Here is an 18050-nt window from a genome sequence, read left to right on the forward strand (position 1 = left end):
ATGACGCGTGGTCAACTTCGGAGACCGGATTGCTACGGCGACACCCTGGAGCAGACCCCGGACTAGGTCTTCGGCGCGGGAGCCGATGAGCCGGCGGCGGACACCGGGGTACCGCCGCCTGAGGGCAGGGCTGAGCCCGGGGCAGCCCACAGAACCGCTCCCCGCACCGGCGGACGGCGGGACCCCGGCCGATCCGCGGCTGACCCGGGCGGTGACCGACCTCGACACCGCCCTGGACCGGGTGGCCGACGCCCAGCGCTCCGGCGACCTGGCCCGCTGGGCCAGGCGCTCGAAGAGCTGGGGGCCGCCGTCGAGGCGTACCAGGCGGTGGCCGGCTCGGGACCCGCCGCCTGACCGGGGTCCGTGGGTCCTTCCCGGACGCAGCCCGCCACGGCGAGCTGGGGGTCGATGACCGAGCGCGCCCTGGGCATCCCCTCGGCATGGCCGGCGGTCCGCCGAGAGGGCCGACCGGCCGAGCACGGGTGGGTGCACGTGCGCTCCGTCGAGCTCTCGCGTCACCCGCGCGCCCGTCACGGGGGCGGGCCTCCGCACGAGCGTTGCCGGCCCGCGCCCGCTGGGCTCAGCCGGACGGCCGCTCCGACCGTTCTCCGCCGGGAGGGTCCCCGACGGGCGCCGCCGCGAGGCGATCCTGCCGGGTGCCGGCCACCAGCGGCGCCCCCGCCCGCCATGCGGCCTCGCCGATCGCCAGGCCGGCGATGGGGACGGTGAACAGCTGCAGCACCGCGGCCAGCAGCAGGGTCAGCACCGACGACACGCTCGGGGAGAGGACGACGACGCCGAGGAGCACGCACACCACGCCGAGACCCGCTGCCTTGGTGACCGCGTTGGCCCGGTTGTACGCGTCGGGCATCCGGAACAGGCCCAGGGCGGCGAGCCCGATCAACGCAACGCCGAGGACCACCAGCAGGCCGCCCCCGACCGCCTGCGGCGTCACAACGACCGCCGGGTGACCAGGCGGGCGATAGCGATCGTCGCCAGGAATCCGACCAGCGTGGCCACCAGCACCAGGTCGAGGAGCACGGGCTCGTCGAGCCGCACCGCCAGCAGTGCGACCGCGGCGATGAACGCGGCGAAGCCGAAGTCGACCGCGAGCGCCCGGTCGGCGTCGGTCGGGCCGACCGTGACGCGCACCATCGCCAGCGCCAGGGCGAGGGCGAGCAGGATCAGAGCCGCATCGAGCAGCAGGTGGGGCACCACGTCGGTCACCTCCGGCCACTCCCTGCTCTGCGCTCCCCAAGGCGCCGGGTCGAGCGCATCGCACCGAGCATCTGCTCCTCCAGCACGCCCAGGTCCGCACGGAACGCAGCCAGGTCGGGCGCCTGCATGCCGTGCACCGTCAGACGGGACCGGTCCGCGGCCAGGTCGAGCGCCATCGTTCCGGGCGTCAGCGTGATCAGGCCCATGAGGGTCGCGATCTCGGCGGGCGTCCGGCTCCGCAGCTCGATCTCGACCACGGCCGGGGCCAGCCTCGGACGGCGGGCGACGATCACGCGGGCCACGTCGAGGTTCGCCCGCAGGAAGCGCAGCAGGTAGGAGCCGCAGAAGACGGCGATCCGAGTGGCCCGCGACCGGCCGGCCCGGTCGGGCCCGCGGTCGGCGTCCGGCGGCACGGCGCGAGTCACGGCGAGGTCACCGCCGTCACGTAGGCCGTGGTGTCGACCAGCCCGCGGGCCGCCTCCTCGGCAACGGTCAGCAGCGGCTCGGCCCAGATGCCCAGCACCACCGCGAGCGCGGCCAGCACGACCGCCGGTGCGACCAGCACCGGGCGCACCCCGGTCCGAGGCCCGGCCGGTGCCGCCACGGCCACGTGTGCCCCGTGTCGGGCCGGCTCCTCGGCTCCGGCCGCTGCCGCCGCGCCGGGCCCGCCGGGCCCCGGTGCGGGCTGGGTGAAGACAGCGTTCCAGACCTTGAGCATGGAGGTGAGGGTGAGGAAACTGACCCCGGCGATGGCCGCCGCGGCCACGTAGTGCGCCTCGTGCAGGACGGCGTCGAGCAGGTACAGCTTGGCTACGAAGCCCGACAACGGAGGAACGCCGACCAGGGCCAGCGCCGAGATGCCGAAGGCGACGGCCAGCGCCGGTTCCCGCCGTCCCAGCCCGCGGAGGCGATGAAGTTCGTCGGTGCCGTAGCCGACCTCCACCGCGCCGGCGCACATCAGCAGCGCGGCCTTCACCAGCACGTACTGCACCAGGAAGAAGATGCCGGCGGCCAGCCCCGCCGTGGTGAACAGCGCCAGGCCGACGACCATGTAGCCGATCTGGCTGACCATGTGGAAGGTGAGCACCGACCGCATCGACCCCTCCCCCACGGCGCCGAGCACGCCGACGACCATGGTCGTCACGCCGGCGGCCATGATGAGCCACAGCCAGCGCTGGTCGCCGTCGAAGACCACGGAGTAGACCCGGACCAGGGCGTAGACCCCCACCTTGGTCAGCAGCCCCGAGAACAGCACGACCACCGCGGGCCCCGCGGCGGCATACGAGCCGGGCAGCCAGCTGTGCAGCGGCACGACAGCGGCCTTGACGGCCAGGGCGACCATGAGAACGGCACCGGCGACTCCGACCGCCGGTACGGAGGCGGCTCCCGCCAGCTCGCCGAGGTTCACCGTGCCGGTGACCCCGTAGAGCAGGCCCACACCGGCCAGGAAGAGGGTGGAGGCGAGGAGGTTGACCGCGAGGTACCGCCGTCCGGCCGCCAATCGCCGAGCGCCCCCGGCGGCGACGAGCAGCACGTAGCTCGGCACGAGCATGACCTCGACGAAGACGAACAGGTTGAACAGATCGCCGGTGAGTAGCGCGCCGTAGACACCGGTCGAGAGAACCAGGGCGAGCGGCACGAAGTATCCCTCGTCCTCCCCGGTAGCCGCGGCGAAGGCGAGGCTCGCCAGCACCAGCGCCGAGGTGACCGCCAGCAGCACCGCACTCAGCACATCGGCCACCAGCACGATGGCGATTCCGGGCGGCCAGCCGCCCAGCCGTAGCGTGGCGATGCCCCCGTCGAGCGCCGCGGCCAGCAGGACGACGGCGACCACCAGCACCAGCGAGGTGGCCCCCCACCCGACCGTCCGCATCAGCAGCGAGAAGCCGCCCGGCGCCCGACGGGCGGCCAGCACGAGCGCACCGGCGGCCGCCAGCGGCGCGGCGACGGGTACGACGAGCAGCGTCGCGCTCACGGTGCACCTCCGGTCGGGTGCGTCCCGGCGCCCCCGGCGCGCACCTTCTGCTGGGCAGGCGCCGACCGCCCGCTGGATGCGGGCGCAGGATCGTCGGCAAGGTCGCCTCTGTCGCCGGGTCCGTCGGCGTCGCCGCTGCGTTCGGCTCGAACCAACGCCAACAGGTAGACGGTGATGCCGAAGGCAATGACGATCGCCGTCAGAACGAAGGCCTGCGGCAGCGGATCGGCGGTGGCCGCCGGATCGCCGCGGCCGACGAACGGCACTCCGCGGCGGTCGGTGCCTCCGGCAGAGAGCATCAGCACGTTGACGGCGTGGCTCAGGAGCACGAAGCCGAAGACGACCTGCAGCATCCCGCGCTGCAGCACGAACCAGACCCCGCCGGCGACCAGCAGACCCACGACCACCGCCGCGCTCATGGCGACACCTGACGGCCGGTCGTCGCGAAGTGGGCGCCGGCGGAGCGCGGCACCGGGCCGCGCGTGGCCGGCGTCACCGGCAACGACTCGAGTCGGTGCAACGGGTCGGGGGCCGCCGCGCCGCCGCCGAGTCGCTCGAGCGTGACGACCAGCAGCCCGAGCACCATGAGCAGCACCCCGGTGTCGAACAGCAGTGCCGACCCGATCCCCAGCCGGCCGAGCAGCGGCAGGTGGAACGGTGCGAGGAACGCCTCGCCCAGGACCGCGGCGAGCAGACCGGTGCCGAGGGCGAGCAGCAGGCCGGTTCCCACCAGCGCGTCGGCTCGCAACCACCGGGGCAGGCGCCCGTGGGCAAGCTGGAACAGGGCCACGGCGGCGCCGGCGACCAGGGCCGCGATGAACCCGCCGCCGGGCTCGTTGTGCCCCCGCCACAGCAGGAAGGCGGCCAGCAGCACCACGCCGGGAACGAGGAGGCGCGCGGTCACCTGAAGCATCACGTCCGCGCCGCCGGATACGGGTACCGAGCGGCTTCGGACGACCCGCGGCGGGCCGACCGCTCGGTGCGATGGCCGAGGAGCGCGAGCAGCCCCAGCGCCGCGACACCCAGCACGACGGCCTCGCCGAGGGTGTCCATGGCCCGGAAGTCGACCAGGATTGTGTTGACCACGTTGGTGCCTCCCGTCGCGGGCTCGGCGGTGCGGAGGAAGAACTCGCCGGCGGCAGAGGGATCCCGTCGTCCGGTCAGCGCGAAGGTGGCGCCCGCCGCCGCAAGGCCGCAGCCCAGGGCCAGGGAGGCAGCGGGCAGCAGGCGACGGCGATCGAGGGGTGGCAGGCGCCGCGGCAGTCCGCCCAGCACGAGCACGATGACGACCGCGGTGAGCACCTCGATCAGCAGCAGGGTGAGAGCGACGTCTGGTGCGCCGGCCAGGAGGAACCAGACGGAGACCAGCAGCCCGACGAAGCCGAGCAGCGCGACCGCTCCCAGCGCCGAGCGGGCCACGACCGTGCCGGCGACGGCCAGCGCGACCAGCGCCGCAATCGGCCAGTCCAGCGGGGTGTCTGTGTCTCCCCGCTCAGGCATCTGCTCCAAGGCGGCGAGACCCACGCCCCCGAGGGCCACGACCACGAGCAGCGGGCGCGCCAGGTGGCCGGCCAGGCCCTCGGCACGGTCCGGTCGGCCCACCGCACGGCCGAGGGCGAGCACGGCGTCGTGCGCGCGGTCGAACATCGCGCCGCCGTCGGGCACCGGCACCCGGTCGAGCAGCCGGTCCACCTTCCGCCGCCGCAGGTAGAGGACCAGTCCCGTGCTCACGGCGATGGCCGACATGACGATCTCGGGGCTGAGCCCATGCCAGAACTGGAAGGCCCGCACCGGCTCGTCGGACACCACGTCGGCACCGGCGCGGACCACGACCGGGTTCAGGAGGTTGATGCCCGGCCCCAGGCCGAGGCCGACGAGGGCCGGCACGACCGCAGGAGCCAGGAAGGCCGGCGAGGGCTCGTACAGGTCGGGCTGGCGGGTCGGCCCCCCGAAAGCGCCGAAGAAGATCCGCAGTCCGTAGGCGGTGGTGAGCGCGGACGCCGTGACGCCGACCACGCCGGCCACGAGGCCCGCCCAGGGGGCGAAGTCGGCCTGGAACAGGCCCTGGAAGAGGTACTCCTTGCTCACGAAGCCCAGCAGCGGCGGGACGCCGGCCATCGACAGCCCGGCCAGGCCGGTGACCGTGGCGGTCACCGGCATCACCCGCCGCAGCCCCGACAACTGCCGAATGTCGCGACTGCCGGTCTCCTTGTCGATGATCCCGACCAGCATGAACAGCGTCGCCTTGAACAGCGCGTGCGCGAAGGTGTGCAGCATGGCGGCCGCCAGCGCGGTGGAGGTGCCTACGCCGATCGCCGCGACGAGGAAGCCGAGCTGACTCACCGTCGAGTGGGCGAGGATGGCCTTGAGGTCGTGCTGGCGCAGCGCCATGAAAGCACCGACGACCGCCGACGTGAGCCCGACCGAGACCAGCAGCGCTGACCAGGCCGGCAGGCCGGAGAAGACCGGTGAGACCCGCATGAGCAGGTAGATGCCGGCCTTCACCATCGTCGCCGCGTGCAGGTAGGCGCTCACCGGGGTCATCGCGACCATGGCTCCGGGCAACCAGAAGTGCAGCGGCACCTGCGCCGACTTCGTGAACGCCGCGAGCGCGACCAGGACCGCGATGGTCCCGGCGAGCGGCGAGCGGAGCACCTCGTCGGGGTCGGCCAGGATCGCTGCGAGATCCGTGGTGCCCGTGACCTCGACCAGCAGGACGACAGCCACGAGCAGGGCCAGCCCACCGGCGGCGGTGACGAGCAGCCCCCGCCGGGCCGGCCGCGTCGCCCGGCCGCCGGTCATCCCGACGAGGAGGAAGGAGCAGAACGTGGTCAGCTCCCAGAAGACGAAGAGCAGCACCACGTCGGCGGCCAGGACCAGGCCGAGCATCGCCCCGGCGAATAGGGTCAGCAGGCCGTAGACGGCGCCGTGCCGTCCGGTCGGACCGAGATAGCGTGGGCAGTAGGCCATGATCAGCGCGCCGACGCCCAGCACGATCAGGCTGAAGAGCAGCGCGAGCCCGTCGAGCCGCAGCGCGAAGGCGACGTCCAGCGAGGGCAGCCACGTGGTGGCGAACTCGACGGTGCCGCCGTCCAGCACGCGCGGTACCGCCGACCCCAGGAGCATGGCCACGCCGACGAAACCGCCGGCGAGGGCGTAGCCGGTGTCTCGTCCCCATGCGCGACGCGCGAGCAGCGGCGCCAGCCCGGCCATGACCGCCATGGCCGCCAGCGCGAGGATCAGGATCACGGCGGACCACCGCGCGCAGCCCCCGGCCGGGCGATCACGTCGACGGGGGCGCCGCGCCGGCCGGCTCGCTGAGTTCGGCGGTGCCGCAGGGGGCGCCAGCCGGGCAGGTCCGGGACCCGCACACCGTGCATCACACGTCCCGCCTCCCGCTGAGTCGCGGCGTAAAAGCGTAACCTAATTCTTGAAGAGGGATGCGTCTATCCCCCCGTCGTCCCGGCGCCCGATCGCGATCGACACACCCGACGGGCCACTTCATGGAGGGGCTCCACTCCACCCTTTACACGATACTCGTTTCGCGTAATACTTTGCGGTACAAGAAGTCCGGGACCAAGGGAGAGTGACCCGATGACCGGCACCCCGACGGCTCAGCGACACGCCGCAGCGACATCAGACGAGCCACGACGCGAGGCGGCGGCCGGAGTCCCGGTCACCGTGGCCCGCGGGGACGGCATCGGCCCGGAGATCATGGAGGCGACCCTGCGGATCCTCGACGCGGCCGGCGCCCGGCTCGCGGTCGAGGAAATCGAGATCGGCGAGTCGGTCTACCGGCGGGGGCACAGCGCCGGCATCGAGCCCTCGACGTGGGAGTCGCTGCGGCGGACCCAGGTGTTCCTCAAGGCACCGATCACCACACCGCAGGGTGGTGGGTTCAAGTCCCTCAACGTGACCGTGCGCAAGACGCTGGGCCTGTACGCCAACGTGCGGCCCTGCGTCGCCTACGCGCCGTTCGTCCCCACCCGGCACCCGGGGATGGACGTCGTGGTCATCCGGGAGAACGAGGAGGACCTCTACGCCGGCATCGAGCACCGCCAGACCGACGAGGTCACCCAGTGCCTGAAGCTGATCAGCCGGCCCGGCTGCGAGCGGATCGTCCGGTACGCCTTCGAGCACGCCCGCCGGCACGGCCGTCGGAAGGTCACCTGCTTCACCAAGGACAACATCATGAAGCTGACCGACGGGCTCTTCCACCGGGTCTTCGACGAGATCGCCGCCGAGTACCCCGACCTGGAGAACGAGCACTGGATCGTCGACATCGGGGCCGCCAAGCTGGCCGACACCCCGGAGGCCTTCGATGTCGTGGTCACCCCGAACCTCTACGGCGACATCCTCTCCGACGTCGCCGCGCAGATAGCCGGCTCGGTCGGCCTGGCCGGCTCGGCCAACATCGGCGACCAGGTCGCGATGTTCGAGGCCATCCACGGTTCGGCTCCGCGCCGCGCTGGCCAGGACGTCGCCAACCCCTCGGGTCTGCTCATGGGAGCGGTCATGATGCTCGTCCACGTCGGGCAGGCCGAGGTCGCCGAGCGGGTGCACAACGCATGGCTCGCGACGCTCGAGGCCGGCGCGGCCACGTATGACATCGCCCCCGCTGGGCGCGCGCCGCTCGGGACGCAGGCCTTTGCCGACGCGATCGTCGCCCGACTGGGCGACCGCCCCCGCACTCTCAACCCCGTGCGCTACGCCGCGCTCCCACCGGCGGTGCCGCGTCAGAAGCCCGCACCGCGCACGCCCGAGCGCAAGACCATGGACGGCGTCGACATCTTCGTCCACGACGCCGGGACCTCCCCCGACGCACTCGCTGCCATCCTGCGGGAGGCGTCCAGGGACTCCTACCTGAAGCTCCAGATGATCTCCAACCGGGGAGTCAAGGTCTGGCCCGACGGGCTGCCGGAGACGTTCTGCACCGACCACTGGCGGGCTCGCTTCATCGCCCCGGCACCCGGCTGCGCCCACCACAAGCACGTGCTGCAGCTGCTGTACTTCCTGGAGCGGGCCGGGGTCGACTTCATCAAGACCGAGGGCCTCCACCGGTTCGGCGGGCAGCCCGGCTATTCGCTGGGACAAGGGCAGTGACCGCCACGGTGGCGCAGCAGCGCCGTGCCGCTGGATCCGGTGGTTCGCTGTGCGCCTACTGCCCCGATCCCGCGACCTTCCCGCCGCCGCCGTGCTGGATCGTCCAGGCGCCGCAGCGAGCCCGCCTCGAGCTGGCGGCCGCCGTCCTCCGGCGGCACGGCATCCTGGCGACCCCGGCGCCCGGCCGTGATCCGGAACGGACACGCCGCCGGTTGGAGGACGAGCTCGGCCGCCGCTTCCCGGACGGTGCCCGGTCCTACCTCTTCTGGACGGCGCCGGACGCCGAACAGTGCTTCGACGATCTCGGTGACCTGGTCGAGGACCTCCCCTTGTACCACCCGGCGCACCTGGCCGCCGCGGTCGCCGCCGTGCTGGAGCAGGCGGGTCTGTCGGCGTCGCAGCTGCCGGACGGCCGGACGACGGTCGCCCATCGCCACACGAGACCCCCGACGTGACCGAGCCCGCAAGCCGAGCGGAGGGCCCTACGATGACGCGCACCCGACGAGCCGGCACCGTGGCAGCGCTGCTGCTGACATCCGCGGCACTCAGCGCCTGCGGCGCCGGCCAGGTGACCCAGACCGCCACGCAGGACCGCGACCGGACCGGTGGTCACAGCCGGATCGGGGACATCACCATCCGCGCCGTCCAACTGGCGTACCCGGCCGATGGCGTGCATGACCCGGGCGACCCGGTCGAGCTGACGATGGCGATCGTCAACAGCGGGCGGGACGCCGACGAGCTGATCGGCGTCATCGGCGACCCGTTCACCGGCGCGACGGTCGGCGCAGCCGGGAAGTCGGCGGGCGTCGAGGAGACGCCTGCCGACGTCTCGGAGGCGCCGCCGCCGCAGCAGTCGGCGGTGAGCATCCCCCTGCCGGCCGACGAGACCGTGCACGTGGGCCAGCCGGACGACCTCCTCCTCCTCACCGGACTGACCGAGCCGCTGGGATCGGCCCACTCCGTGCCGCTGCGGCTCGTCTTCGCTCGGGCGGGCGAGGTCACCGTCCTCGCGATCACCGAGCCCGCGCCGGCTCGCCCACGCAGTCCCGGCTTCGATTTCCACGTACCCGAGTGATGACCCGGCCAGCCCTGCTGTCGAACCGATCAGAGGAACTCACGTGGACGGGATCGACCCCACCAGCGGCTCGTCGGTCGGCGGCACGCACGTCGCCGACTGCCTGCGCGAAGAGCTCGACCTGGCACCGCGGATGACCGGGTGCAGATACCCCACTCCCTGGCCTACGCCTGTCGTGACGTTCGGCGCGCGAGTTCGGCCGCGGGGTCGCCGCCTTCGTTAGGGACCGTCGTCGCCGTCGCCGTGCCGCGCGATTGCGGCCGTACCGCGGTGGCGGCCCCACTCGTACACGGCGAGGGTCAGCAGGGTCAGGGCCGTCAGCGGGAGCACGAAGCCGATCATCGTGGCGCTGAACGCCGGCAAGGCGTCGTGGCCGCCGGCGTCCAGCAGCAGGTAGACCACGTAGACGCCGTAGTAGGCGACGAGGAGAGCGCCTTCCCAGCGGTGGAGTACGAAGCCGGTGAATGCCAGGGGCAGCAGGGCCACCGCCACTGCGAGCGCCACGGGAAGGTCGAAGCGGACCACGCTCGCCGCGACCGGCACGCCACCGTCGCTGACCACCGCGGCGACGCCCAGCACCGAGCCGATGTTGAAGATGTTGCTGCCCACGATGTTGCCCACGGCGATGTCGCGTTCGCCGCGCAGCGCCGCGATGACCGACGTCGCCAGCTCGGGCAGCGACGTTCCGGCCGCCACGACGGTCAGGCCGATCACGAGGTCGCTGACGCCCAGTGCGCCGGCGACGGTGACGGCGGCGTCGACCAGCCACCGAGCCCCGACGACCAGCAGCGCGACGCCGACGGCGATCAATCCCACGCTGGCCAGCACAGCTTTCCCGCGGGGTGTGCCGACGGGTTCGGCGGACCCAGGACCGGCCGCGCCCGCAGCCTCGGTCCGGCGGCCGATGCGCAGGATCCAGGCGGTGTAGGCGACCAGCAGCAGCAACAGCAGCACGCCGTCCAGGACCGAGACCGCTCCGTCGAGGGCGAGAGCGAGCAGCACCACGGTCAGGCCGATCATCGCCGGAATGTCCAGGCGGACCAGCTGGGACCGCACGATCAGCGGGGCGGCCACGGCCGAGGCGCCGAGGATCAAGAGCACGTTGAAAATGTTGCTGCCGACCACGTTGCCCACCGCCAGGCCGGGGTTGCCGGCCAGGCTGGCGGCCACGGTCACCGCCATCTCGGGAGCCGACGTGCACGCGGCGACGATCGTCAGGCCGATGACCAGCCGGGACAGCCCGACCGCGCGGCCCAGGTTGCTCCCTCCCCGGACGAGCAGCTCACCGCCGAGGATCAGGACGACGAAGCCGCCCACCAGCAGCACGATCGTCCCGGCCGTCACCCGGCGAGCGTAGCGGCAGCCCCCTTGCCGGGGCAAGGACGAGCGCGCGAGGATGTGCCGCGTGGAGTCCGCCGTGCTCGCCGCCGCGGCCCTCCTGTTCGCCAGCACGGCGGTCGCCGTGGTCCGCGTCGTCCGCGGCCCCACCGACACCGACCGGATCGCCGGGGTGTACCTGCTGAGCACCGGGGGCGGCGCGACGCTGGCCGTGCTCGCCGACGTGGCCGGGGAGCGGGCCTATCGGGACGCGGCCCTGGTGCTGGTGCTGTTGTCGTGCGTGCTGTCCGCGGCCTTCGCGGCGCGGGAACGCCGGCACGGCGTCGCGGCGGCCGTGGCAGAGGGGCCGGCCGTGACCGGCGGACGCGACGAGGCGAGCGGAGTGTGATCCCGGCCCTCTCCGTCGTCCTGCTCCTGGGTGGCGGGCTGGTCGTGGCCGCGGCCGCGGTCGGCCTGCTGCGCTTCCCCGACGCCACCGCCCGGCTGCACGCACTGACCACCGCGGAGAACTTGGGCCTCGGGCTGGTCCTGGCCGGCCTGGCGCTGCGGGCGGACTCCGTCGCGACCGCACTCAAGCTCGCCCTCATCTGGGTGGTCGTCCTGGCCACCTCGGCGACCACCGCCCAGCTCGTGGCCGGGCACGCCCGCGGCCGGGCTGGCTCCCGCGGCGCTCGATGAGCGGCGGCACAGTCGGGACGGTGCTCGACGGGCTGCTCGCGGTCGCCGCCGTCGCGCTGGCCGTGTCCTCCCTGCTGGCACGTGCCCGCTTCCCCGCCGTCGGGTTGTTCATCGGCTTCGGCGTGGTGGTGGGTTTGATCTATGCGCGGTTGGCGGCTCCGGACCTTGCCATGGCCGAGGTCGCCATCGGAGCTGCGGCGACCGGCGCCCTGCTGCTCCGGACGGTGTCCGCGACCTCCGGAGTGGCCACCACGAGGGCGTCGCCGCGGAGCCCGGGCCGCTCCGGGGCCCGACGAGTCGCCGCGGTGGTGGCCGGAGCGGTCGCCTCGGCGGCCGTCCTGGGCGTCGCGCTGGCCGCCGTGCTGTCCGTACCACCCCGCACGAGGCTGCCCGCCCTGGTCATGGAGCGGGTGCCCGACAGCGGCGTGGACCATCCCGTGACCGCCGTGCTGCTGGCTTTCCGGGCGTTCGACACGCTGCTGGAGGTGGTGGTGGTGCTGGTCGCGGCCGTGGCATGCCTGGCGCTCGCCCCGACCCCGCAGACCGGCCTGGCGCCGGCTCCACCGGCCGCGGTAGCTCCGCTGTCGTTCCTGGTACGGGCCGCGGTTCCGGCCGGGATCGTCGTGGCCGGGTGGGTCCTCTACATCGGCACCTACGCACCCGGGGGCGCCTTCCACGGCGGAGCGGTGCTCGGGGGCCTGCTCCTGCTGCTCGTGCTCACCGGACGGCAGCCGCCCGCGCTGGGACCGCGAGCCCTCCCGTCCGGGCTCGTCCTCGGCGCGGCGGTGTTCCTCGCTGTGGCGATCGTCGGCCTGCTCGTCGGCGAAGCGCTGCTGGACTACGGCCACCTGGCCACGATCGCGATCGTCACGATCGAGTCCTCGATCGCCCTGTCGGTCGGGCTCACCCTCGCCGCGTTCTACCTCGCCCTGGTTCCCGACCCCCACGGCGCACTCCGGTGACCGGGGCCGTCCTGTTCGTCGCGACCGGCGGAGTTCTCACGATCGTCGGGCTGGTGGGTGTGGTCGCGATCGGTGACCTGATACGGCGGATCGTCGCGGTGAACGTCATGGGCACCGGCGTGTTCGTGGTGCTCGCCGGCGTCGCCGCGCGTGCCGATCCCGAGCAGCCCGACCCGGTACCGCACGCGCTGGTGCTCACCGGCATCGTGGTGACGGTCAGCATCACCGCGATCGCGCTCGCCCTCGTGCAGCGGGTCGAGGCCCTCGAGCGGCAACCCGACGCGCCCCCGCAGGACCCCGGGCCCCACCCGTGATCGCCCCCAGCGTGGTCGTAGCGGTGCCGCTCGCCGCGCTCCTGCTCACCACCGTGCTCCGCACCCGACGCGCTGTGCGGACCGTCGCGGCCGGTGGCGCCGTCGCCACCGCCACGGCGGTCGGCGCGGTCGTCCTCGCTCCGCGGCCCCCGGCGCCGCCCACCGAGCAGCTCGGCGGCTGGGAGGTGCCGCTGGGCATCACCCTGGTCGTGGACGGGCTGTCCGCCGTTCTGCTGGGTATGACCGCGGTCGTCGGTCTGGCCGTGACCGCCTACGCGATCGCCGAGCGCCGAACGGGAGGCTTCTGGCCGCTGTGGTTCGGGGTGTGGGTCGCGCTCAACGTCATCTACGTCGCGGCTGACGCCTTCACCGTCTACGTCGGCTTCGAGGTGCTCGCACTGGCCGCGGTCGGGCTCGTGGCGCTGGCCGGTGGCGTCGCGCTGCGGGCCGCCCTCCGCTACCTGTTCGTGGCGGTTCTCGGGTCCCTCTTCTACCTGCTGGCGGTCGCCCTGCTCTACGCCGACCGGGGGACCCTCGCGTTCGAGACCTTGTCGGGGACGACGGGCGCGGCTCCGGTCGCGGCCGTGGCGCTGGCCCTGGTGACCGTCGGGATGATGCTCAAGTGCGCGTTGCTGCCGCTGCACGGTTGGCTGCCCGACGCCCACGGCGGCGCTCCGGCGCCGGTCAGCCCGGTGCTGTCCGCGTTGGTGGTCAAGGGCGCGCTGTTCGTCCTGGTGAAGGTCTGGTTCACGCTGCTGCCCGGAACCGGCGGGGTCACCGCGTCGGGGCTGCTCGGCGGGTTCGGCGCGCTGGCCACGGTGTGGGGCGCGTGGATGGCGTGGCGCCAGGAGCGGCTCAAGCTCGTGGTGGCCTTCTCCACCATCGCCCAGATCGGGCAGCTGTTCCTGATCTTCCCCCTGGCCACACCCGTCGGCGACGCTGACCCCGGCGGCTTGCCCACGGCCTGGACAGGAGCGCTCACCCTCCTGGTAGCCCACGGCCTGGCCAAGGCGGCGATGTTCCTGGCCGCGGGCGCGCTGGCGGCCGGTCACGGCGGTGACCGGCTGGCGACCATGGCGGGGGCCAGCGCGCGACAGCCCGTGGCGGTGGCGGCGTTCGCCCTCGCCGGCCTCAGCCTCGCCGGCCTGCCACCCAGCCTCGGCTTCACCGGGAAGTTCCTGCTGCTGGAGTCCAGCGTGCAGACCGGCCGCTGGTACTGGGCCGTGCCGGTCGTCGTCGGCGGGCTGATCTCCGCCGCCTACGTGATGCGCGTCGTCGGGCTGACTTTCGACCGCAGCCCCACCGACGCTCCGCACGGCGCCCGGCCGGCGACGCTGAGCCGCGAGGTGCCGGCCGTCATCCTCGCCGCACTCGTCGTGGTGCTCGGCCTGACCGGTGCCGGCGTGCCCGATCGCATCGCCGAGTCCACGCCGTCGACGGCGGCCGCGTCGATGACCGGCAGCGGAGCGGATCGGTGACGCTCGGCGGGCTGGTACCGCTGGCCCTGCTCGCCACGTCGCTGGTGACCGCGCTGGTCATCTTCCCGCTCGGGGAGGAGCGGCACCGCGCGCGGACCGTGGTCAACCTGGTCGGTGCGACGCTGAAGGTCGCGATCGTGGTCGCGGTCTTCGAGCCGGTGCTGGGCGGGGCGCAGTTCGCCTGGACCTCGCCGCTGGCGCCCGGGGTCGAACTGGTGCTGCGGTTCGACGAGCTGTCCTTGCTGTTCATCGCCCTGTCCGCGGCCCTGTGGCTGCTCACGACGGTGTATGCGATCGGCTACCTGGAGGACTCCCCGCACCGCAGTCGATTCTTCGGGTTCTTCAGCCTCTGCGTGACGAGCACGGTCGGCATCTCCCTGGCCGGCAACCTGGTGACGCTCCTGATCTTCTACGAGCTCCTCACGGTGGTCACCTATCCGCTGGTGGCGCACCGCGGCACCCCGCTGGCCCTGGCGGGGCGCGGACGTACCTCCGGTACACGATCGGCGGCGGCGCCGTGCTGCTGGTCGGGGTGGCGTGGCTGACCGCCCTCGGGGCCGGCGGCACCTTCGAGTCCGGCGGCACCGCCGCCGTGGCCGCGCTGGCCGCCTCGCAGCCGCTGGTCATGCAGGTCGTGTTCCTGTTGCTCGTCGGCGGTTTCGCGGTCAAGGCCGCGGTCTTCCCGTTGCACGGCTGGCTGCCCCGAGCCATGGTGGCGCCGGCCCCCGTCAGCGCTCTCCTGCACGCGGTCGCGGTGGTGAAGGCGGGCGCGTTCGGCATCGTGCGGGTGGTCCACGACGTCTACGGGCGGCCGTGGCCGACCGCCTGGGCGTGCTGCTGCCACTGGCGGTGCTGGCGGGGATCACGATCGTCTACGGGTCGGTCCGGGCCCTGACCCAGGACGACCTCAAGCGCCGGCTGGCCTACTCCACGGTCAGCCAGGTGTCCTACATCGTGTTGGGCGTGGCGCTGCTGAGCGTGGTGAGCACCACTGCGTCGGTGGCTCATCTTGTGCACCAGGGCCTGATGAAGATCACCCTGTTCTTCTGCGCGGGGGCGCTCGCCGAGACGCTCGGCCTGCATCGGGTTTCCGAGCTGCGCGGGGTGGGCGGCGGATGCCGCTGACCATGGCAGCCTTCACCGTCGGGGCGCTGGGGATGATCGGCGTGCCGCCGGTGGCCGGGTTCGTGACCAAGTACTACCTCGGTGTGGGCGCGCTCTCGGCCGGCCAGCCGTGGGTGATCGGCGTGCTGGTGGTGAGCACGCTGCTCAACGCGGCCTACTTCCTCCCGATCGTCGTCGCGGCGTGGTGGCGTGCACCGGAGGCCGGGGTGGCCTGGGCGGGTCGGCCCCGCCCGCGCCGGGAGGGCTCGTGGCTGCTCGTGGTTCCGCTGGTCGTGTCCGCGGTCGCCTCGCTGGCCGCGGGGCTGTTCGCCGGGGCGTGGTGGAGCCCGCTGGCGCTGGCGGTGGAGATCGCCGAGCGGGGTGGCGGATGACCGCGCTGGGGACGACGAGCCTGTGGGTGGCCGCGCTCGCCGCGCCCCTAGCGCTGGCCGGCCTCCTGCTGCCGGCGGCGACGCGGGCCGCGGCCGTGCGGTGGTCCCCCTGGCCTGCCTCCCGGCGGGGCTGCTGGCCCTGGCCGGGCCGGCGGACGGCCTCTCGATCCCCTGGCTGCTGCTCGGCGTGCGGCTGGAGCTGGACGACGTGTCCCGCCCGTTGCTCGGCGTGACGGCCCTGCTCTACGCGGTGGCGCTGGCCGTGTCGCCGGTGGAGCGGGCCGGGGACCGGCGGCTGCCGGCCTTTCTCGCGGTGTTCCTGGTGACCTACACCGGCAACGTCACCCTGCTCACCGCCGCCGACATCGTCACGTTTTACGTCGGCTTCGCCGTCATGTCGCTGACCGCCTACGGGCTGGTCGTGCACTTCCGGACCGACCGGGCGATGCGCGCCGGCCGCGTCTACCTCGGGTTGGCCCTCGTCGGCGAGGTGTTGTTGCTCAGCGGACTGGTGGCCGCGGCGGCGGCCGCGGGAACCGACATGGCAGCGGTCCGCGAGGCGCTGGGCGACAGGGCGAACCTGCCGGCGGCGGCGCTCGTCGTGGCCGGCCTCGGCGTCAAGGCGGGATTGGTGCCGCTGCACGGCTGGCTCCCCGTGGCCCACCCGGCTGCGCCGGTGCCCGCGAGCGCGGTCCTGTCCGGGGCAATGGTCAAGGCCGGCCTGGTGGGGTGGCTGCAGCTGCTGCCGATCGGAACGCACAGCCTGCCCGAGCTGGGCTCCTGGCTCGTGGCGCTCGGCCTGGTCGGCATCTTCGGTGCGGTCGCCCTCGGCCTCCTGCAGGACGAGCCGAAGGTCCAGCTCGCCTACTCGACGATCAGCCAGATGGGCTATCTGGCCGTGACCGTGGGGGCGGGACTGCGCGAAGCGTCGGTCGGGGCCGCCGCGGTCACCGTAGCCGTCGTCTACGCCGTTGCCCACGGCACCGCCAAGGCGGCACTGTTCCTCTCCATACCGGTCGTCCAGGCCGCCGGGCCGGGCGCCCGGCGATGGGTCGCGCTCGGCGGGACGGGCGTGGCCGGGTTCGCACTCGCCGGCCTTCCACCGCTCAACGGCTTCGTGGCCAAGTACGGCCTGAAGGATCTGGCCGCCGCGGCGGGAGTGTCCGAGGTCGTGTTGTCCCTCGGAGCTGCCGGCACCGTGTTGCTGATGGCCCGGTTCTGGCTCGCCCTCGCCGCCCTCGGTGGTGCCCCGCGACCGTGGAGCGTCCTGCACAGCGGATGGCTGCTCCTGCTGCTGGCCGGCCCGACGTTGGTGTGGGGGCTGACGGCGGCGGGCCCGGCGGTGGACCCATCTACGACCGTGGCCAGCGTGTGGGCGGGGGTCTGGCCGGTGCTCGTCGGCCTGACCCTGGTGGTGCTGACGGTGCGTGGAGCCGCCCGGTGGCCGCTGCGCCGGTCAGCGCGGCCGCCGGCCGGTGACGTCGTCGTCCTCCTGGAGCCCGCGGCGGTGAGGACGCTGCGGGCGCTGGACGAGGCCGGCCGCCTGCCGGGGCGAGCGGTCCAGGCCGTCGTCACCATCGCTGGGCACGCCGCGTCCCGGTGGCCCGGGGGTGCCGCAGAGCTCCTGCGCCTGGCGGGCTGGCAGTCGGTGGGGCCGCTCGCCGTGGTCGTGTTGGTGGTGCTCGCGGGGGTGCTGCTGTGGTGAGGGCGCCGGTGTGGTGGGTGGCCGAGGCCGTGGCCCGCGGCGTCGCGCTGGCGGCTCTGTGGTGGATCGTGAGCGAGGGCAGCACGCTGGTCGGCCCGCAGCTGGCGGTCCTGGTCGTCGCGACCGCCACGGCCGCCAGCCTGTGGGTGTCGCCACCGCATCCGCGCCGCCCGCCCCACCCGCTGCGACTCGCCGGCGCGCTGGGCTGGTTCCTCCTTGCCTGCGTCCGCGAGGGCAGCCGCGTCGCCGCGCGCGCGCTGCGACCCGGGCCTCCGGTCGAATCGGTGGTGGTGGTCCACCGCCTGCTGCACCCTGACCGGCCCGACCTGGCGATCCTGCTGGCCGACGTGATCAGCGTGCTCCCCGGAACGCTCGTGCTCCGCATCGACGACGACGCGCTGCTGGTCCACGTCCTCAACCGCGACCGGCTCGACCTCGCCGACCTCGCGGCCACCGAGCGGCGACTGGCCGCTGTGGTGGGCCGTCGCCCGACCGCGCCGGAACGGTAGACCTTCGCATCTGGAAGCCCTTGTATGCGAACTGTTTTTCGCGTAGTGTTCTTCGCAAGGTGGCGACTCGCGAACAGACGTCACTCCGCCCGATGGCCCCGTCCGACGTCCCGCCTTGCAGGCCGGAGCACGGCGCCCGCCCCGGTCCCACCGATGGCACTCGTCGGACAGCTGCACTGCCCGTCGAGGGAGGAGCACC

At 73.5% G+C, this 18050-nt stretch carries 22 protein-coding genes; 14 read left to right on the forward strand and 8 right to left on the reverse strand.

The window, feature by feature from the left end; genetic code table 11:
* Window positions 1-580 precede the first annotated feature (580 nt).
* The 7 genes from mnhG to mbhE are packed head-to-tail and all read right to left on the reverse strand — an operon-like array spanning window position 581 to window position 6442.
* Complete coding sequence (gene mnhG, locus MVA48_RS13060) at window positions 581-955, reverse strand: monovalent cation/H(+) antiporter subunit G (RefSeq protein WP_246980973.1); 375 nt, start codon at window positions 953-955, stop codon at window positions 581-583.
* The gene (locus MVA48_RS13065) at window positions 952-1227 is read right to left on the reverse strand and encodes a monovalent cation/H+ antiporter complex subunit F (protein ID WP_246980975.1); all 276 of its coding nucleotides are present in this window, start codon (window positions 1225-1227) and stop codon (window positions 952-954) included. The genes mnhG and MVA48_RS13065 overlap by 4 nt, the downstream gene beginning before the upstream one ends.
* Complete coding sequence (locus MVA48_RS13070; RefSeq protein WP_246980978.1) at window positions 1224-1643, reverse strand: Na+/H+ antiporter subunit E; 420 nt, start codon at window positions 1641-1643, stop codon at window positions 1224-1226. Before MVA48_RS13070 ends, MVA48_RS13065 begins: the two co-directional genes overlap by 4 nt.
* Window positions 1640-3193 carry a proton-conducting transporter transmembrane domain-containing protein gene (locus tag MVA48_RS13075; protein ID WP_246980979.1) on the reverse strand — a complete coding sequence of 518 codons (1554 nt, stop codon included), beginning with the start codon at window positions 3191-3193 and terminating at the stop codon, window positions 1640-1642. Before MVA48_RS13075 ends, MVA48_RS13070 begins: the two co-directional genes overlap by 4 nt.
* Window positions 3190-3594: a sodium:proton antiporter gene (locus MVA48_RS13080; RefSeq protein ID WP_246980981.1), complete on the reverse strand. Its 405-nt coding sequence runs from the start codon at window positions 3592-3594 to the stop codon at window positions 3190-3192. The genes MVA48_RS13075 and MVA48_RS13080 overlap by 4 nt, the downstream gene beginning before the upstream one ends.
* Before the next feature lie 14 nt (window positions 3595-3608).
* Window positions 3609-4097, reverse strand: a complete 489-nt coding sequence (locus MVA48_RS13085) for an MnhB domain-containing protein (RefSeq protein WP_246980982.1) — start codon at window positions 4095-4097, stop codon at window positions 3609-3611.
* An 8-nt stretch (window positions 4098-4105) separates the two neighbouring features.
* Entirely contained in the window at window positions 4106-6442 is a 2337-nt protein-coding gene (gene mbhE / locus MVA48_RS13090) for a hydrogen gas-evolving membrane-bound hydrogenase subunit E (RefSeq protein WP_246980983.1), read from the reverse strand.
* Between the two features lie 345 nt (window positions 6443-6787).
* Here mbhE and MVA48_RS13095 point away from each other — a divergent pair, with 345 nt between their 5' ends.
* The 3 genes from MVA48_RS13095 to MVA48_RS13105 are packed head-to-tail and all read left to right on the forward strand — an operon-like array spanning window position 6788 to window position 9371.
* Window positions 6788-8296 carry an NADP-dependent isocitrate dehydrogenase gene (locus MVA48_RS13095; RefSeq protein ID WP_246980984.1) on the forward strand — a complete coding sequence of 503 codons (1509 nt, stop codon included), beginning with the start codon at window positions 6788-6790 and terminating at the stop codon, window positions 8294-8296.
* Window positions 8293-8751: a hypothetical protein gene (locus MVA48_RS13100; RefSeq protein WP_246980985.1), complete on the forward strand. Its 459-nt coding sequence runs from the start codon at window positions 8293-8295 to the stop codon at window positions 8749-8751. Before MVA48_RS13095 ends, MVA48_RS13100 begins: the two co-directional genes overlap by 4 nt.
* A gap of 32 nt (window positions 8752-8783) precedes the next feature.
* Complete coding sequence (locus tag MVA48_RS13105; RefSeq protein WP_246980986.1) at window positions 8784-9371, forward strand: hypothetical protein; 588 nt, start codon at window positions 8784-8786, stop codon at window positions 9369-9371.
* 219 nt (window positions 9372-9590) lie between these two features.
* Here the strand turns inward: MVA48_RS13105 and MVA48_RS13110 are convergent, their stop codons facing one another.
* The gene (locus MVA48_RS13110) at window positions 9591-10715 is read right to left on the reverse strand and encodes a calcium/sodium antiporter (RefSeq protein WP_246980987.1); all 1125 of its coding nucleotides are present in this window, start codon (window positions 10713-10715) and stop codon (window positions 9591-9593) included.
* 61 nt (window positions 10716-10776) lie between these two features.
* On the opposite strand from MVA48_RS13110, the gene MVA48_RS13115 reads away from it, so the two are divergent.
* The 11 genes from MVA48_RS13115 to MVA48_RS13155 all read left to right on the forward strand — a co-directional run bounded on the left by MVA48_RS13115 (window position 10777) and on the right by MVA48_RS13155 (window position 17851).
* Window positions 10777-11097, forward strand: coding sequence for a monovalent cation/H+ antiporter complex subunit F (locus tag MVA48_RS13115; RefSeq protein WP_246980989.1), 321 nt, complete (start codon window positions 10777-10779; stop codon window positions 11095-11097).
* Entirely contained in the window at window positions 11094-11387 is a 294-nt protein-coding gene (locus MVA48_RS13120) for a monovalent cation/H(+) antiporter subunit G (RefSeq protein WP_246980990.1), read from the forward strand. The genes MVA48_RS13115 and MVA48_RS13120 overlap by 4 nt, the downstream gene beginning before the upstream one ends.
* Complete coding sequence (locus tag MVA48_RS13125) at window positions 11384-12349, forward strand: DUF4040 domain-containing protein (RefSeq protein ID WP_246980991.1); 966 nt, start codon at window positions 11384-11386, stop codon at window positions 12347-12349. The genes MVA48_RS13120 and MVA48_RS13125 overlap by 4 nt, the downstream gene beginning before the upstream one ends.
* Complete coding sequence (locus tag MVA48_RS13130; protein ID WP_246980992.1) at window positions 12346-12663, forward strand: NADH-quinone oxidoreductase subunit K; 318 nt, start codon at window positions 12346-12348, stop codon at window positions 12661-12663. Before MVA48_RS13125 ends, MVA48_RS13130 begins: the two co-directional genes overlap by 4 nt.
* Entirely contained in the window at window positions 12660-14141 is a 1482-nt protein-coding gene (locus MVA48_RS13135) for a complex I subunit 5 family protein (protein ID WP_246980993.1), read from the forward strand. Before MVA48_RS13130 ends, MVA48_RS13135 begins: the two co-directional genes overlap by 4 nt.
* Window positions 14138-14686 carry a hypothetical protein gene (locus MVA48_RS13140; RefSeq protein WP_246980994.1) on the forward strand — a complete coding sequence of 183 codons (549 nt, stop codon included), beginning with the start codon at window positions 14138-14140 and terminating at the stop codon, window positions 14684-14686. Before MVA48_RS13135 ends, MVA48_RS13140 begins: the two co-directional genes overlap by 4 nt.
* Window positions 14659-15036, forward strand: a complete 378-nt coding sequence (locus tag MVA48_RS23480) for a proton-conducting transporter transmembrane domain-containing protein (protein ID WP_256461067.1) — start codon at window positions 14659-14661, stop codon at window positions 15034-15036. The genes MVA48_RS13140 and MVA48_RS23480 overlap by 28 nt, the downstream gene beginning before the upstream one ends.
* Window positions 14973-15266 carry a proton-conducting transporter transmembrane domain-containing protein gene (locus MVA48_RS23485; protein ID WP_256461068.1) on the forward strand — a complete coding sequence of 98 codons (294 nt, stop codon included), beginning with the start codon at window positions 14973-14975 and terminating at the stop codon, window positions 15264-15266. Before MVA48_RS23480 ends, MVA48_RS23485 begins: the two co-directional genes overlap by 64 nt.
* Entirely contained in the window at window positions 15257-15637 is a 381-nt protein-coding gene (locus MVA48_RS23490) for a proton-conducting transporter transmembrane domain-containing protein (protein ID WP_256461069.1), read from the forward strand. The genes MVA48_RS23485 and MVA48_RS23490 overlap by 10 nt, the downstream gene beginning before the upstream one ends.
* A 100-nt stretch (window positions 15638-15737) precedes the next feature.
* Complete coding sequence (locus MVA48_RS13150) at window positions 15738-17342, forward strand: complex I subunit 5 family protein (protein ID WP_246980995.1); 1605 nt, start codon at window positions 15738-15740, stop codon at window positions 17340-17342.
* A gap of 17 nt (window positions 17343-17359) precedes the next feature.
* Window positions 17360-17851 carry a Na+/H+ antiporter subunit E gene (locus MVA48_RS13155; RefSeq protein WP_246980996.1) on the forward strand — a complete coding sequence of 164 codons (492 nt, stop codon included), beginning with the start codon at window positions 17360-17362 and terminating at the stop codon, window positions 17849-17851.
* The last annotated feature ends 199 nt before the right edge of the window (window positions 17852-18050 follow it).

This window comes from Blastococcus sp. PRF04-17 (assembly GCF_023016265.1).
Lineage (GTDB): Bacteria > Actinomycetota > Actinomycetes > Mycobacteriales > Geodermatophilaceae > Blastococcus_B.